This is a genomic window from Parvularcula oceani, assembly GCF_000733125.1.
Classification (GTDB): domain Bacteria; phylum Pseudomonadota; class Alphaproteobacteria; order Caulobacterales; family Parvularculaceae; genus Parvularcula; species Parvularcula oceani.
In genome coordinates this window covers 55,491-71,583 of record NZ_JPHU01000015.1, presented here as the reverse complement: position 1 = coordinate 71,583, position 16,093 = coordinate 55,491, and the positions used below count along the sequence as shown (strand labels likewise).

The 16,093-nt window shown below is 65.9% G+C and carries 11 protein-coding genes; all 11 read left to right on the top strand.

Annotated elements, in window-relative coordinates:
* Nucleotides 1-92: 92 nt before the first annotated feature.
* Nucleotides 93-419, top strand: coding sequence for a TrbC/VirB2 family type IV secretion system protein (locus tag IE88_RS0114100; protein ID WP_031555661.1), 327 nt, complete (start codon nt 93-95; stop codon nt 417-419).
* A complete protein-coding gene (locus tag IE88_RS0114095; RefSeq protein ID WP_420330140.1) occupies nt 416-718 on the top strand; it encodes a conjugal transfer protein TrbD in 303 nt (100 codons plus the stop codon). The genes IE88_RS0114100 and IE88_RS0114095 overlap by 4 nt, the downstream gene beginning before the upstream one ends.
* Nucleotides 712-3,159, top strand: a complete 2,448-nt coding sequence (gene trbE, locus IE88_RS0114090) for a conjugal transfer protein TrbE (RefSeq protein WP_031555654.1) — start codon at nt 712-714, stop codon at nt 3,157-3,159. The genes IE88_RS0114095 and trbE overlap by 7 nt, the downstream gene beginning before the upstream one ends.
* Nucleotides 3,156-3,887 carry a P-type conjugative transfer protein TrbJ gene (gene trbJ / locus IE88_RS0114085; protein ID WP_031555651.1) on the top strand — a complete coding sequence of 244 codons (732 nt, stop codon included), beginning with the start codon at nt 3,156-3,158 and terminating at the stop codon, nt 3,885-3,887. The genes trbE and trbJ overlap by 4 nt, the downstream gene beginning before the upstream one ends.
* Nucleotides 3,888-3,975: 88 nt before the next feature.
* A complete protein-coding gene (trbL, locus tag IE88_RS0114080) occupies nt 3,976-5,331 on the top strand; it encodes a P-type conjugative transfer protein TrbL (protein ID WP_031555649.1) in 1,356 nt (451 codons plus the stop codon).
* Nucleotides 5,332-5,334: 3 nt separating this feature from the next.
* Nucleotides 5,335-6,033: a conjugal transfer protein TrbF gene (trbF, locus tag IE88_RS0114075; protein ID WP_031555646.1), complete on the top strand. Its 699-nt coding sequence runs from the start codon at nt 5,335-5,337 to the stop codon at nt 6,031-6,033.
* Nucleotides 6,034-6,248: 215 nt separating this feature from the next.
* A complete protein-coding gene (trbG, locus tag IE88_RS0114070) occupies nt 6,249-7,016 on the top strand; it encodes a P-type conjugative transfer protein TrbG (protein WP_238319318.1) in 768 nt (255 codons plus the stop codon).
* Nucleotides 7,013-8,185, top strand: coding sequence for a TrbI/VirB10 family protein (locus IE88_RS0114065; protein ID WP_051882297.1), 1,173 nt, complete (start codon nt 7,013-7,015; stop codon nt 8,183-8,185). The genes trbG and IE88_RS0114065 overlap by 4 nt, the downstream gene beginning before the upstream one ends.
* Complete coding sequence (locus IE88_RS0114060) at nt 8,182-8,412, top strand: DUF2274 domain-containing protein (RefSeq protein WP_031555639.1); 231 nt, start codon at nt 8,182-8,184, stop codon at nt 8,410-8,412. The genes IE88_RS0114065 and IE88_RS0114060 overlap by 4 nt, the downstream gene beginning before the upstream one ends.
* Nucleotides 8,413-8,577: 165 nt before the next feature.
* The gene (locus IE88_RS0114055; protein WP_051882295.1) at nt 8,578-12,717 is read left to right on the top strand and encodes an Eco57I restriction-modification methylase domain-containing protein; all 4,140 of its coding nucleotides are present in this window, start codon (nt 8,578-8,580) and stop codon (nt 12,715-12,717) included.
* Nucleotides 12,714-16,070 carry a helicase-related protein gene (locus tag IE88_RS0114050; RefSeq protein WP_051882293.1) on the top strand — a complete coding sequence of 1,119 codons (3,357 nt, stop codon included), beginning with the start codon at nt 12,714-12,716 and terminating at the stop codon, nt 16,068-16,070. Before IE88_RS0114055 ends, IE88_RS0114050 begins: the two co-directional genes overlap by 4 nt.
* The last annotated feature ends 23 nt before the right edge of the window (nt 16,071-16,093 follow it).

Here is a 16,093-nt window from a genome sequence, read left to right as displayed (position 1 = left end):
CCGAAGAAGGACCGATCATGGACACCACCCTCCCCTCCCTCGCTCCGGGAAAGAACAAACCGGCAACGAATGCTGCTTCGACGCCGCCCGAGATGAAGCTGGCAATCCGCAACGTCGCGATCGCCAGCGCTTTGTTGGGCGTCGGCGTCGCCATGCTCGTCAGCGGCGCGCAGGCTGCCGGTTCCGGCATGCCGTGGGAAGCGCCGCTCGCCTCTATCCTCGCCTCGATCGAAGGGCCGGTCGCGAAGATCATGGCGGTGCTCGTCATCACCATGACCGGTCTGACGCTGGCCTTCGGCGAGACGTCGGGCGGCTTCCGCAAGCTCATCCAGATCGTGTTCGGTCTGTCGATCGCCTTCGCCGCGACGAGCTTCTTCCTGTCCTTCTTCAGCTTCGGCGGCGGAGCGCTCGTCCTTTGAGCGGCGGACGGACGAACGAAGGGGGCGGCGCGGTCAGCGCCGCCCTGCCGGACGGCTACCGCGTGCCGGTGCACCGGTCGCTGAGCGATCCGATCCTGCTCGGCGGTGCGCCCCGCGGCCTCGCCATCGCGATCGGCACGCTCGCGGCCGCCCTCGGCATCGGCCTGCAGCTCTTCGTGCCCGGCCTCCTCATCTGGGCGCTCGGCCACGGCGCCGCCGTCAGAGCCGCCAAGCGCGATCCGGACTTCGTCCCGGTCGCAACACGTCACCTGAAGCACAAGGCGTACCTGTCATGCTAAACATCGCCGAGTACCGAGCACGGCCTGCGATCCTCGCCGACTACCTTCCCTGGGCCTGCCTCGTCGCGCCGGGCGTGATCCTGAACAAGGACGGCAGCTTCCAGCGCACCGCCCGCTACCGCGGACCCGATCTCGGCAGCACGACGCCTGAAGGGCTCGTACAAGCGACCGCTCGCATCAACAACGTACTGCGCCGCTTCGGCAGCGGCTGGGCCGTACACTTCGAGGCGCGGCGGCGCGAGGCGCGCGGCTACCCGGACAGCACCTTCGACTGCCCTGCCGCGTGGCTCGTCGACGAGGAGCGCCGTGGTCAGTTCGAGGCGGCGGGCGAGCACTTCGCGACCGAGACCTACTTCACGTTGACTTACCTACCGCCGTCCGAAGCGAGCCGAAAGCTTTCCGGCTTGCTGGTCGAGCGGTCCGACGAGGCAAAGGCCGCCGGCCCCTCCTACTGGGAGTACCTCGCGAGCTTCCGCACACAGACGGACCGGACCTTCGATCTGCTCGCCGACCTCTGCCCGGAGTTCGCGCCGCTCGACGACGACGAGACCCTGACCTTCCTGCACGGCTGTGTCACCACGAAGGATCACACCATCCGGCGGCCGAACGTTCCCGCTTACCTCGACGCCTTCCTGATCGACACGCCGCTGACGGGCGGGCTCGCACCGAAGCTCGGCGACCGGCACCTCAAAACGCTCACCGTGCTCGGCTTCCCACCGCAGACGGAGCCTGGCCTTCTCGATGCACTCGGTTCGCTGCCCTTCGAGCATCGCTGGGCCACCCGGTTCCTGCCCCTCGACAAGGTAGAGGCGACGAAGGAGCTGAGCCGGCTGCGGCGTCAGTGGTTCGCGAAGCGCAAGGGCGTCCTCGCGCTCGTCAAGGAAGCGATGACGCAGGAGGGCTCTGCTCTCGTCGACACGGACGCCGACAACAAAGCTGCCGACGCGGACGAGGCACTGCAGGAACTCGGCGCCGACTACGCCAGCTATGGCTACCTGACGACGAGCGTCGTGATCGCAGACGAGGACGCCGCCCGGCTGTCCGAGAAGGCGAAGCTGGTCGAGCGCGCGCTCGGGGGCTTGGGCTTCGCGACGATCGATGAGGATCTCAACGCGGTGGACTCTTGGCTCGGCAGCCTACCGGGCCACGCCTACGCAAACGTCCGTCGCCCGCTCGTCAGCTCTTTGAACGCCTCACACTTGATGCCGTTCGGCTCAGTCTGGGCGGGGCTGGAGCGGAACGATCACCTGAACGGCCCACCGCTGCTAGTCGCGAGCACTGAAGGTCAGACGCCCTTCCGCCTGACCACTCACGTCGGCGATGTCGGCCACACCGCGATCGTCGGGCCGACCGGGGCCGGGAAGTCCGTCCTACTCTCGCTAATCGCGCTGCAGTTCATGCGCTACGAGGGTGCGCAGGTCTTCATCTTCGATCGCGGCAACAGCGCCCGCGCGGCGACGCTTGCCATGGGCGGCGCGCACTACCGGCTCGGCGAGGATCAGGGCTTCCAGCCCCTGCGGGCGATCGACACGCCCGAGGGCCGGACCTTCGCAGCGGACTGGCTGCACGGTCTGATCGAAGAGCAAGGCGTGCCGGTCACGCCCGACATCCGCGATGCCGTCTGGACCGCACTCGGCAGCCTGGCGGGAGCGCCACATGAGCAGCGAACCATGACTGGCCTCGTGCTGACGCTGCAATCGAGCATCCTTCGGGACGCGCTGCGTCCCTACACCATCGACGGCGCCTATGGCTGGCTGTTCGATGCGGATGAGGACCGCTTCGGCGGGGCCGGTGCCAGCGTTCAGTGCTTCGAGACCGAAGCACTGATGGAGGCGCCCGCTGTCGTGCCGCCCGCCCTCGCTTACCTGTTCCATAAGCTCGAGGCGCGCTTCGACGGCTCGCCGACGCTGTTGATCCTCGACGAGGCGTGGACATTCCTCGACCACCCGCTCTTCGCGAACCAGATCAAGAGCTGGCTGAAGACGCTCCGTAAGAAGAACGTCTCCGTCGTGTTCGCGACGCAGTCGCTCGCCGACATCGAGTCGAGCCCGATCGCTTCTGTCATCGCAGAGAGCTGTCCGACGCGCATCTTCCTGCCGAACGAGCGGGCGACCGAGGCGCAATCGCTCGGCGCCTACCGCGCCTTCGGCCTCAACGACCGTCAGGTCCAGATCATCGCCGGCGCGACGCCCAAGCGGCACTACTACTACCAGTCGCCGCGCGGGAACCGGCTGTTCGACCTGGCGCTCGGTCCGGTCGCGCTCGCGCTCTGCGCAGCAGCCTCGCCGGGCGACCAGCGCGCGATCGACCGCGTTCTCGGTGGTGCTGGGCCGAACGGTTTCGCCGCTGCCTGGCTCGCCGAGTGCGGCCTGCCGTGGGCGGCCGAACTGCTTGCCGACCGCATCCCCCTCCCCGCCACCACCGAAGGAGCCTCAGCATGAAGAAGACCCTCGCCGCCCTGTTCGCGGTCCCCGCCCTTGGCGTCGCGTCCCTACCGTCCGCCAACGCGCTCTTCGGCGTCGGCGACATCGTCATCGACCCGACTAACCTCGCGCAGAACGTCCTGACCGCCGAGCGGACACTGCGGCAGATCCAGAACCAGGTGCGCCAACTCGCGAACGAGGCGCGTATGCTGCAGAACATGGCGAACGACCTGCGGACCCTGCCGACCTCGGTCATGTCGGACCTTCGCCGCGACCTCTACGAGCTCGAGACGCTGATCGGCTCAGCGAGGGGCATCGCCTACGACGCGGTCCGCATCGACGACGCATACAGCACCGTCTTCTCCGCGGCCTACGATCCGGACGTCGTGACCGCGGCCTCGCTTAGGGCAGACGCCACCACGCGCTTCGAACTCAGCCACGCGGCAGTCGAGGACAGCCTGCGTGCACAGGTCCGAACGATCGACGCGCTGCGGGCCGACCGGACGACGCTCGAAGACCTCTTCCGCGAGAGCCAGAGCGCGATTGGTAACCTATCGGCTCTGCAGGCTGGCAACGAAATGCAGGCGCTTGCCATCAAGCAGCAGATGCAGACCCAGGCGCTACTTGCGGCACAGGCCCGGGCGGACGCGACGGCGCAGGCCGCGGACCTTGCCGAAGCAGCCGCCGCGAAGGCGAGGCTCGCTCGGTTCCGCGGAGACGGCGTTCGCTACACGCCGCGCGGCTGATCAACGGAAACCAGAAACCCCCTCTTCTCCCCTGCTTCTGTCGCGCGCCTACGGCACCACAGAATTACTCACTCTACGGACATTCACGGTGAACGATCTCAACGTTATCGATGCTTTCCTCGACGCGTTCGCTGCGTACATCGACAGCGGCTTCGGCCTGCTGCAGCCGGACGTCGCCTATCTGACGACGTTCCTCGTTACGCTCGACATCACCTTGGCTGGGCTCTTCTGGGCCTGGGGCGGCAGCAACGACGTGGTCCAATCACTTGTGAGGAAGGTTCTCTACGTCGGCTTCTTCGCGCTCGTCATCGGCAACTTCCAGACGTTGACGTCGATCGTGTTCGAAAGCTTTACACAACTCGGCATTACCGCGTCCGGTAGCACACTTACCCGGGAAGACCTTCTCTCCCCGGGCTTCGTCGCAGCAACGGGGGCGAATGCGGCCCAGCTGTTCCTGGACGCCGTCGCAGACTTCGAAGGGTTCCGCGAAGTCACGGCGAACCTCTTCGTCATCATCCCTCTTTTGCTCAGCTGGCTGATCGTCGTTGCCGCCTTCTTCCTTCTTGCGGTCCAAGTCTTCGTCGCGATCATTGAATTCAAGCTGACGACACTCGCTGGCTTCGTCCTCGTACCCTTCGCCCTTTGGAACAAGACGGCGTTCCTCGCCGAGCGCGTTCTCGGGAACGTCGTAGCGTCCGGCATCAAGATCATGATGCTGGCGATCGTCGTCGGCATCGGCACGTCGATCTTCGAGGCGATGTTGCCGCCAGAGGATGTTGAGGTCACTTTGAACCACGGGCTCGCTATGATGCTCGCGAGCCTCTCCCTTCTCGCGCTCGGCATTTTCGGTCCCGGTATCGCGAACGGCCTCGTCTCCGGCGCACCGCAGCTCGGCGCAGGTACAGCTGTCGGTACCGCGGCGGGCGTGGGCATCGGCGGTGGGCTCGCTGCAGCAGGCGCGGTCAGAGGCGTATCGGCAGGGGTGGGCGTCGTCGCCAGCGGTGCAGGCGGCGCGGCGAAAGCTGCTGCTGGCGCGATGGGCGGCGCCACGACCGCCTTCGGCATGGCGAAAGTCGCGTCCGGCGCATCCGGACTGAAAGGGACCACTGCCGGTCTTAGCGGCGTCGCTAGAGCAGCAGGTGGCAGCGTTGCAAGCGGCGGATCTGGCGTTGCGACCCGCGCGACCGAAGGAATTCGATCGTCGTTCACCGGCGGTGCGCATTCGGCCTTCGCTGCGACCGGCGGCAGTTCATCCGCCGGTTCGATTCGCGGCACCGCGTCGTCCGTAGCGAGCCCGGTTAGCCAAGAAGTGACCCCTGATTGGGCGCGCAAGGCAGGCCGCGCAGGTGCCGCCCGTGACGCCGCTTCCATGACCGCCCGCACCATCGCCGACGGCGATCGTCCCGGCAGCGGCGCGAACCCCAACCTGAAGCAGGAGGACTGATCCATGATCTGGAAACGACCTAGCGTGCGCTACGGCGCGACGCCTGAACCCATCACGCCCTACCAGAAGGCCGCACAGGTTTGGGACGAGCGGATCGGCTCGGCCCGCGTACAGGCGAAGAACTGGCGCATCGCTGCGCTCGGCAGCACCGCCTGCGCCGCGATCGCAGTGATCAGCCTGGCCGTGATGGCGAACCAGCCCCGCGTCGCTGCCTACGTCGTCGAGGTCGCGGAGAGCGGCGCGGTTCGCGCCGTCGGCGCAGCCGCCCGCACTTACGAGCCGACCGACGCGCAGGTCGCCTACCACCTGTCGCAGTTCGTCACGAAGGTCCGTTCTCTGAGCACCGACCCGATCGTCGTGCGGCAGAACTGGCTGGACGCCTACGAGTACGTCACCGACCGTGCAGCGCGAACGCTCAATGACTACGCGCTTCGCAACGACCCCTTCGCCGAGGTCGGCGAGAAGACCATTACCGTGGAGGTCGTCAGCGTCGTGCGCGCATCGCCCTCCTCCTTCCAGCTGCGCTGGACCGAGACCACGCACCAGAACGGCGCCTTCGCCGGACGCGAGCCCTACTCGGCCGTCCTGACGATCGTCCGTCGCGAGCCGCGCACCGAACTCGACCTCGCCGCCAACCCACTCGGGATCTTCGTCGACGCCTTCGACTGGTCCCGCGACTTCACCACCGGAGAGACCCGATGATCCGTTATAGGAACAACGTAGCTACGTCCATCGCGCTGTTACTCGGTACGGCGCTTGCCGGCTGTGCGACCACGCCGAGCACCTCGTCCGAATCTGCGCTAGTTTTCGTCCCAGCCGAGCTAGCGGACGAGAAGCCGACAGCGATCGAGGTCGTCGAGGTCCCAAAGCCGCTTGCTCTCCCAGGGCAGCTGAAGCCCCGTCCGAGGGCCCTAGCCGTGGCGAAGGCCGAGACCGGCGCCCCGGCCGTTCTTTCCGGTACGACCGCAGCGCGCGTCGAGCCCAACGGCGGTCGCTTCCTCAACGCCATCCAGGTCTACGACTACGCCCCCGGTGCGCTCTATCAGGTCTACGCTGCGCCCGAGCAGGTCACGGACATCGCCCTGCAGCAGGGTGAACGGCTCGTCGACGTGTCCGCTGGCGACACCCTTCGCTGGGTGCTCGGCGACACGACGTCCGGCAGCGGCGAGGGCGCGCGCACGCATATCCTCGTCAAGCCGACCGGCCCGGACCTGACGACGAACCTCGTCGTCACGACGGATCGCCGCGCCTACCACCTCGAGCTTCGTTCGACCGACGGCACTTACATGGCTGCCCTGTCCTGGCGGTACCCGCAAGACGAGCTACTTGCCCTTCGCGGGCGGGCCGCCGCGGCCGAACGTGAGGCAGCGAGCACTGTCGCCGACCGCGTAGACGTCGGCTCGCTCAACTTCGCCTACCGGATCAGCGGCGACCGGCCCGCCTGGCGCCCGCTTCGTGCCTTCGACGACGGGACGCGAACCTATGTTCAGATGCCGGACGGCGGCGAAGCGGCCGTCCGCCCACCCCTCTTCGTGCTCTCGGACGAGGACGAGCCCTCGCTCATGAACTACCGCGTCAGCGATCAGTCCTACGTCGTCGACGGCCTCTTCGACGCTGCCGAACTACGCCTCGGCGGCAAGCGTCAACAGCGTGTCCGCATCGAGCGGACCGGAGGCCGGCGATGAATGGGGCCGCCAACGGTGAGACCGTCGAGGGTCTGACGCTGCGCGCGCGTCCCCGTCCCGTTGTGCGATTGTCTCGTAAGGTGATCCTCGGCGCGTCCGCGGCGGGGGCCGGCCTCGTCTTCGGTGCGATGTTGTTCGCGCTGAAGCCGCCGAGTGTACGGACGGCCGATGCGGCCCTTCTACCGACTTCGACGGCGAAGCCGACCACAGACGCGATTGATCGCCTACCGCGCAGCTACGAGGAAGCGGCAGCACCGCTGCCGTCCGGTCCGATGCCTGCCCGCGTGCCGCAACTCGGCCCGCCCCTACCGGGCGACCTTGGCGGCGGGCTGATCGAGACCGAGCGCTCCCTCGGTATCGACGCCGCGGCCGAACTGCCGCCCTATGACGAAGCTGCGATGCCATTCCTACCCGATGCGGAGAGCGAAGCAGCGCGCGTCGAACGCATCCGCCAGGCCCGGATCACCACGGCAGCTCGCGAGGCCGACGTGTTCTTCACTCTGCGCAGCCGCGGCGGGACGACGGAGGGTGAGAGGCTTGCCGGCCTTGTTGCCGACGACAGTTCTGCTGACGCCATGCCCGACGGCACCGCGGCTCCGACTGGTACCTACCTCGCCCCGGGGACGGTCGTCCGCGCGAGCCTGCTGACGGCCGTGAACTCCGACCTCCCCGGCACCGCCGTCGCACAGGTGACCGAGAACGTCGTCGACAGTCAGACCGGCGCAGCCGTTCTCATCCCGCGAGGCGCTCGTCTGATCGGTCGCTACGGAAGTGAGGTCGGCGCGTTCCAATCCCGTGCCGACGTCCGATGGAACCGCCTTGTCTTCCCGAACGGCGAAGAGGTCCTCCTGTCCGACCTCCCGGCTCTCGATCCGACCGGTGCGGCAGGGCTCGAAGACGAAGTCGACCGCCACACCGGGCGCCTCGTCCGCGCCGGCCTACTCTCCTCTCTGCTCGGAGTCGGCAGCGAACTGGCCGTCAGCGGCGATGGCCAAACCGCCGAAGCCGTCCGCGAGGCGTTGCAAGGCACGACCAACGCCGCAGGCCAAACCCTCGTCCAGCGAGGCGCCACCGCCCAACCCACCCTGCGCATCCGCGCCGGTTTCGAGTTCGCATTCGTCCTCGAGCGCGCCCTGCCCCTGCCCCCTTACGAAGGAACCCAACGATGACGAAGAAGACCCTCCGCCTCGGCCGCGAGGTCGCCCGCAAGCCCGTCCGCCTGACCCTCACGATCGGGCCGGACCTCGCCGAAGAGCTGAAGCTTTATGCCGACGCCTACGAGCGCGAGTACGGCGAGGCGCAGACGCCGGCGCAACTGGCACCGCATATGATCCGGGCGTTCCTTGCAGGTGACCCGGGTTTCAAAGCAGCCAAGCGCAGTCAGTCGGCAAACTAGCTTCCAAGCCCAACACACGGTGCCGAATCGGACCGGGGGGGTTCATGGCCCGCCCCACCTATCCCGCAGGCACTTTCAGCATCCTCCGCTTCCAGACGCTAACCCGTTGCACCGACCATGAAACGCCTGCAATCATTGCGAGAAGGGCGTAGGTGCGGGGTAAGAATGGAAGGGTTCATCGAGGAGGCGTTGCCGCGCCCGCTGGCGGAACTGCCGAAAGGCGGTCGCGACGGCCAGCTCTTCGTAGGTAAGGGCGCCAACACCCTAGAAGTTGTCGTCAGTCATCTCGCCGAAAAGCCAACCGCCGGGACGATGAAACGGTGGCAGAAGGCACGGCGGGACCGGCGGGCAACGCCTGTTCTTGCCATCGCTCTCTACGGCGAGCTGTCAGCTCTATGCGGGCCCGATGAGGATGACCCTGTCGTCGCCCTCGACCAACCAGCAGAGCAGGCGCGCTCGATTGCAGAAGCTGCACTGGGTGAGCCGAATGCGCAAGCTGCCCGTCGCTTCCTCACCGATGCGCTGCCAACATTGGCGGAAGGTGAGTTAGCTGGGCTTCGCAACGAGGGTTTGTTCGCGAACCACGCGCTGCGAACCTTTGACAGAGGCGAGGGCGACGAGGCGGGGCCTAGGCGCAGGGAAGCCGCCGCGAAGGCGGGCGACCTTCGGCGCAAGAAAGGCCGCGCGATGCTGCCTGCGCTCGGCTACGACGTCGATGAACTTGCCCGGCATACCCTCCTGCTTCGCTCGCAGGACCGCCGGCGCGCCTTGGCCGTCCTGTTGGAACCGGACGAACGACCCGATGGTGTAGCGGCGCGCTTCAACAACCTCTCCCCGGTCTCCTATGCGCTGACCAAAGCTGACGAGCAGAACCTCCGCTGGGTGATCCTCGTTCGCGACGGTCGGCTCCGGCTCTATCCTACCGACGCAGACACCGGCGTGGGCCGGCGCGGTCCGGCTGAAACCTTCGTCGAGATCGATCTGCGCTATGCGGGCGCGGAGGAGCGCGCGTTCGTTTGGTTGCTCTTCTCTGCCAACGCGCTCGCCCAAGACGGGACGGTCGAGCAGCTGCTCAGAGATTCCGAACGCTATGCGGCGGGCCTGGCGAAGGATCTCCGCCGCCGTATCTACGAACAGGTCGTCCCGCAGCTCGCGCGTGCGGTGGTCAATGCCCAGAAGCTAGAGGATTCGACAGCTGACCAGCTCGCGCTTACCTATCGGGCCTCGCTGACGCTACTCTTCCGCCTTCTCTTCCTCGCCTACGCCGAGGACGGTGACCGCCTACCCTACCGCAGCAACGAGGCGTATCGCGAGCGGTCCCTAACGCGGAAGGCGCAGGGGCTCGCGGACCTGCACACCAACGGGACACCGCTCGCCGAGGGCACGCAGCACTGGGACGACGTGACCGCGCTGTTCCGAGCCGTCAGCAAGGGGAAGACCGAGTGGGGCGTTCCCGCCTACAACGGCACGCTGTTCTCCTCCGACCCCGCGGTCAGCGAGGAGGGCGCGCTGCTGGCTAACCTCAACTTGCCCAACGAGGCCTTCGCGCCCGCGCTGGAGGCGCTGCTGCTATCCCACGACGGCAACGGCGCGGACCACCGCCTCGCGCCCGTGGACTTCCGGTCACTCGGTGTGCGGGAGTTCGGGACGATATACGAGGGGCTGCTCGAATCGGATCTGTCGGTGGCGGGAACGGATCTCACCGTCCGCTATCAGAACAAGTCCAGGTGGCGCGGCAAGGCGAACCCGAAGACCGACGACTTGATCCTGGAGCCGACCAAGGACGGCGCCGAACCGTCGATCAAGAAGGGCGAGGTGTACCTTCACAACCAGTCCGGCGCGCGGAAGGCCACGGGCAGCTACTACACCAAGCCGTTCGCGGTCGCACACCTGCTCGACCGCGCGCTAGAACCCGCGCTGGACGACCACTTCGCGCGGCTGGACGCGCTGGACGCGACCGATGCGGCGCGAACGCTTTTCGACTTCCGCGTGGCCGACATCGCCATGGGGTCGGGGCACTTCCTGGTCGCGGCCATCGACCGGATCGAGCGGCGGATCGCGAGCTACCTGCAGCGGCGGTCCGAGGCGGGCGACCCGCTGACGAACGTCGTGCAGCGCTTGGACGAGCTCAAGCGCGCCGCGCGGGACGCCATGAAGGATCCGTCGGCGGAGATCGAGGACCGCCAGCTCCTACGGCGCCTGATCGCCCGGCTGTGCGTGTACGGCGTGGACCTAAATCCGCAGGCCGTGGAGCTAGCGCGCCTTGCCGTCTGGCTGCACACCTTCGTACCCGGCCTGCCGCTGGCGGTGCTGGACCACAATCTGCGCCAGGGGAACGCGCTAGTGGGCGTGGGGACGGTGGCACAAATGAAGGAACGACTGGATGAAGAGGCTGGCGACCTCTTCGGGACGACCGCACGCGACCTGCTGGCCGATGCTGAGCCTGCGCTACGCAGACTCGGCACATTGAACGACGCGACAGTGGCTGAGGTTCGAGAGAGTCGGGAAGCAGTGCGCGAGGCCGATGAAGCACTAGCGAGCATCCGCGAACTTTGTGATGTACTGTCGGCGGAGCCGTTGTCGGATGAAGTCGTCTTCGAGCCGGAAGTTTGGCGGGACCAGACGCGTGACCTTGACAAGGCGGCAACTATCGCTGCGGCGCATCGTGCACTGAATGGTCTGTCCGCCCTCCACTTTCCGGTAGCATTCCCCGAGATCTTCCTACGCGACCGACCTGGCTTCGACGTGATGCTGGGGAATCCGCCTTGGAAGAAACCAAAGGTCGATGACAGGACATTCTGGGCTCGGCACTTCCCTGGTCTGCGCGGACTGAAAAACGAGGAACGAGAAGCTAGGCAGGAACAGTACGCGAAAGAGCGTAACGACCTAGCCGAGCTTCTGACCAAGGAGTTGACGACCGCTGATAAATTTCGCGACGCCATCGTCACCGACCAGTACCCCGGCATGGGAACCGGAGATGCCGATGTCTACAAGGCGTTCTGCTGGCGCTTCTGGCACTTGTCGGCACAGAACGGCGGTCGGTTCGGCGTGGTGCTGCCGCGGAGCGCACTATCAGCAAAAGGTACTTCGACCTTCCGGGAAGTTGTCTTCGAGGAAGCCCACTTCGTCGATACGACACTGCTCACGAACAGCCGACGGTGGGCTTTCGATGAGATACACCCGCAGTGGACGATCGCGCTGACCGTAATCACCCGTGGCGGGCAAAACGCCTCTATCACCCTACGAGGCCCGTTTGACAGGTTCGAACGGTACGAAGCCGGTCTCAGCACTCAGCGCACCGTAAGCGGTAGCGAGGTCGCAACGTGGACGGACGTCGCTGCCCTGCCCATGCTGCCGACCCCGGAGAGCTTCGACATCTTCTTGCAGATGCGGCGTCACCCACGTTTGGATCACGACGAGGGCCAGGGCTGGCGCGCGCGGCCGGACGTTGAACTCCATGCGACCGGCGACAAGGACAGTCCGAAGAACGCCAAACCCGAACGGCGCCTCATCACGGTGACGACCGACGAGGGTCCGGAAGGCACGTACCCGGTGTTTAAAGGAGAAACGTTCGACCTGTGGCAACCCGACAGCGGAGAACGTTATGGCCATGCCCCCATCGACAGGACCGAACGTCGCATCTTATCGAAGCGTATGCGAGCACCCAAAGGAAGTGCTCACCGTGAGTTCGGGGAAAGTTATCGAGGTGACTTCGCAACCCTACCGAACCGTCGGCCCCGTGTCGCTTTTCGGGACAGCTCGCGGGCAGGTGACACACGAACAGTCCGCGTAGCGTTAATGCCGCCCGACACCTTTGCGGCCCATCAGGCTCAGTACTTCCTATTTCCGCGTGGCGACGAAAAGGACGAAGCGTTCTTGTTGGGTATCCTATGCTCTATTCCACTTGACTGGTACGCACGTCGCGTAACGGAATCACATGTCAGCTTCTTCGTCATCAACCCCTTCCCTATTCCCCGTCCCGATCGCTCCAATCCCCTCTGGCAACGCACCGTCGCTCTCTCCGGCCGCCTTGCTGCCGTGGACGACCGCTACGCCGACTGGGCCGAGGCTGTCGGCGTCGAGTACGGCCCTCTGCGCCCGGACCGGAAGGACGCGATGATCCACGAACTCGATGCCGTGGTGGCCCATCTCTATGGCCTCAGCCGCGAGCAGCTGGTCCACGTCTTCGAGACCTTCCACGAGGGCTGGGACTACGAGCCGCGCCTGGCCGCCGTGCTCGGACACTACGACGACTGGGCGACGCGGCTGCCGGATGCCGCCGCGGGGCAGGAGGACGCGGCGTGACCGAGCGGATGACCGACGGCCTCGGCCCCCTGATCGACAACCTGGACGGCAACACGCACGACGCGGCGCTGCACGCGGCGTTGGGCGGGCGGGGCGCGGACGGCCCTAGCGCGCTGGCCGTCGCGACGGGCTTCTTCACCCCGGCGGGGCTCGTCCGCCTCGTCCCTCGGCTCGAAGGCTGCGGCCGGGTCCGCCTGCTGCTCGGCTCGGAGGCGCCCGCCGACCTCGACGCGGCCGTCCCCCGCCCCGGCGAGACGCACGCGATGATGGCGAAGCGTCTGCTGGGCGAGTCGGTTCTGCGCGACGAGGCGCGCGCCCGCGCGGCGCGCGACGCCTACCCGTTCGGCTCCGAAGCACGCACGCAGCTGACGCGCCTCATTGCGCTCCTACGCTCGGGCCGGGTCGAGGCGCGGCGGTACACGGACAGGTTCCTGCACGCCAAGGCCTACCTATTCGGCGGGCCCGGCGAGGAGGGTGCGGGCGTCATGGTCGGCTCGTCCAACCTGACCCGCGCCGGGCTAACCACGAACCTGGAGGCGAGCCTCGTCCGCACCGACGATCATGCAGTCCGCGACGCCCATGCCTGGTTCGACGGCTTGTGGAACGAAGCGGAACCTTACGACCTCGCGGGCTTCCTCGAAGCGCTGATCGGCGCCTACGAGCCCTTCGACGTCTACGTCCGCATGTTGCTGGCCGCGTATGGCGACGATCTGGAGGCGGAAGCCGAGGAGACGTCAGGCGGCCTCAGCCTCATGGAGTTTCAGATGCACGGCGTCGCCCGCGCGCGCCGCATTATGCGTGAACTCGGCGGCGTGATGGTCGCCGACGAGGTGGGACTCGGCAAGACGTTCATCGGCGGCGAGATCATGCGTCCCTACCACCAGCGCCGCCAACGCACCCTCCTCCTCTGCCCCGCCGCTCTGCGGCGCAACTGGGAGAAGTTCATTAAGGACCATTCGTTCGACATCTCGGCGGACGTCTTGTCCTACGAGCAGCTGGCGAACGAGCGGCAGTTAGGTCTCGGACCCGGCACGCACCTGACGCACGATATCGATGACTATCAGCTCGTGGTCATCGACGAGGCCCACAACTACCGCAATCCAGCATCGCGCACGCGCGCAGGGGTGCTTCGCCAACTCCTGCGCGGGGCACGCAAGCGCGAGGTCCTGCTGCTAACCGCGACCCCCGTGAACAACTCGATCTGGGATCTCCACGAGGCCATTACGTCTTTCGTTCGACAGGACGCTGGGCTGGCGGAGCAAGGCGTTCGAAGCCTGCGGGCTGCGTTCCGCTCTGCCGCGGCGGAGAGCCCATCCGACCTCAGTCCCGACCGTCTATTCCCTATCATCGACGCCACCTGCGTGAAGCGGACGCGGGCGTTCGTGAAGCGGCACTACAAGGACGAGCGGTTCATCGGTCCCGACGGGACCGAGCAGCAATTGAGCTTTCCCCGCGCGACACCGAAAACCGTTCGATACGAGGTAGACGGCCCCCTGCCCGCCTTGTTCGACGCTGTTGAAGCGGCGCTCGATCCACAGCGCTCGCGCGCCGAACAGGTACTTTTTGCACGCTACCATACGGCAGCCTACCGCCTATCCGGCGAAGACGACGAGGAAGCAGCTCAGGCGCAGGCGGCAATCGGCCTGCTCCGTTCCGGCCTCCTCAAACGCTTCGAGTCCTCAGCTCATGCCTTCAGGCGCACGCTAACGAAAATGGTTCGCGAGCATGATACCTTCCTTGCTGCGCTAGCCGAAGGACACGTCGTCGGCACTCAGTTCCTGCGAGACTGGCAGGGGGCCGCTGACGAAGAGGACTTGTCGGACGTACTCGGCAACAACGATCTGTCCGAGCCCGCGAGCGCGTACGACACGGACAGTCTACGTCGCGACGTCGAAGGTGACCGCGCCAAGCTCCAGGGACTGCTAGATGCCGCTGGGGCGGTTACCCCCGAAACGGACGACAAGCTACTCGCGCTCGTGGCGCGGCTACGCGATATTGCGGCGGAAGCCGAGGCAGGAGCGAAGGATCCGACACAAGCGCGCCGCGATCGCAAAGTTCTCGTCTTCTCGTACTTCTCCGATACCGTCGCCTACATCCGCGATTTTCTTGCTGAGCAGGCAGAGACGCATTCTTTGGGCGACTATGTCGGTCGCATTGCCTCGGTCAGCGGCGATGGCGAAGGCGACGTCACGAAAGCGCGGGCGACGGAAGGATTTACGCCTCGGACAGCTGGTAGCCCAGGAGCGGAAGACCTTTACGACCTTCTCATCACCACTGACGTGCTAGCTGAGGGCGTGAACCTACAGGATTGCCGGCATGTCGTGAACTTCGACGTGCCATGGAACCCGATGCGCCTCGTTCAACGGCACGGCCGTGTCGACCGCATTGGTAGTCCGCATGATGAGGTTTTCCTGACAACGATCTTTCCGGCCGAGAGGCTCGACCGGTTGCTACGCCTCGAGCAGCGTATACTCGACAAGATTGCGGCAGCTGCCCGCACTATTGGCGTACGCGCCCCCGTTGAGGACGGCGAAGATGGCGATCAGAGTTTCACTCAGACCCGAAGCGAGATAGAGAAGCTGCTCGCGGAAGACCCGTCGCTCTATGAGAGAGGCGGCGCAGGCGGCGCGGCGCAGTCCGGCGAAGAGTACCGCCAGGCTCTCCGCGGTGCACTAGGCGACCGTCCCGCTTACTACCGCAACCTCCCCGCAGGCATCGGGTCGGGCTTCGCGAAGGGTGATCGGCAGGGCGTAGTCTTCTGTGCGGAGATCGCCGATGAAGTGTTCTTCCGATTCATACCTACGAGCGCCGACTGGGCACCGATCAGCACCGAGAGCGGCGGTGAGCGGCCCTTCAAGATGGATGACGAACTGGCGGTGGGTTTGCGTCTCGCCGAATGCGCACCCGAAACCACGAGGGTCGTAGATGAAGCGCTCGAATTGGAGAAGGTCTTCTCGTTGTGGGAAGCCTGCCGAGACGACATTGTGGCTGCTTGGAATTATGAGACTGACCCTAGGAACGTGCAGCCGCGCATAGACAAGCTGAACCGTGACGTCGCTGCATTGCTGCGCAAGCATGAAAGCAATATCGCCGACGAAACAACAGTCAACCAAGCGATACGCATCGCGGAGTCACCCTGGAGTCCGCGTGAGAAGAACCAGCTTCGCCCTTTCTACGCACAAGCGGCAGCATGCGGCGACGTAGGCCCATTGGTTACTTTTATTCTCACCTCAGGTGTTGAGCCCTACGAGCAGCCCAAACTGAAGGATCCCGTTCATTCAGAGAACGTCACCCTCATTGCTTGGCAGGCAATTACTTCGGTCAATACTATAGGCGTAGAGACGGTGAGTTGAGCGATCGTCCGCAGTAGGAGAAA

Bases quoted from the DNA above. Each gene is read 5' to 3' on its own strand.
- IE88_RS0114100 (WP_031555661.1), top strand. From the start codon at position 93: ATGAAGCTGGCAATCCGCAACGTCGCGATCGCCAGCGCTTTGTTGGGC.
- trbE (WP_031555654.1), top strand. From the start codon at position 712: ATGCTAAACATCGCCGAGTACCGAGCACGGCCTGCGATCCTCGCCGAC.
- trbJ (WP_031555651.1), top strand. From the start codon at position 3,156: ATGAAGAAGACCCTCGCCGCCCTGTTCGCGGTCCCCGCCCTTGGCGTC.
- trbF (WP_031555646.1), top strand. From the start codon at position 5,335: ATGATCTGGAAACGACCTAGCGTGCGCTACGGCGCGACGCCTGAACCC.
- IE88_RS0114065 (WP_051882297.1), top strand. From the start codon at position 7,013: ATGAATGGGGCCGCCAACGGTGAGACCGTCGAGGGTCTGACGCTGCGC.
- IE88_RS0114060 (WP_031555639.1), top strand. From the start codon at position 8,182: ATGACGAAGAAGACCCTCCGCCTCGGCCGCGAGGTCGCCCGCAAGCCC.
- IE88_RS0114055 (WP_051882295.1), top strand. From the start codon at position 8,578: ATGGAAGGGTTCATCGAGGAGGCGTTGCCGCGCCCGCTGGCGGAACTG.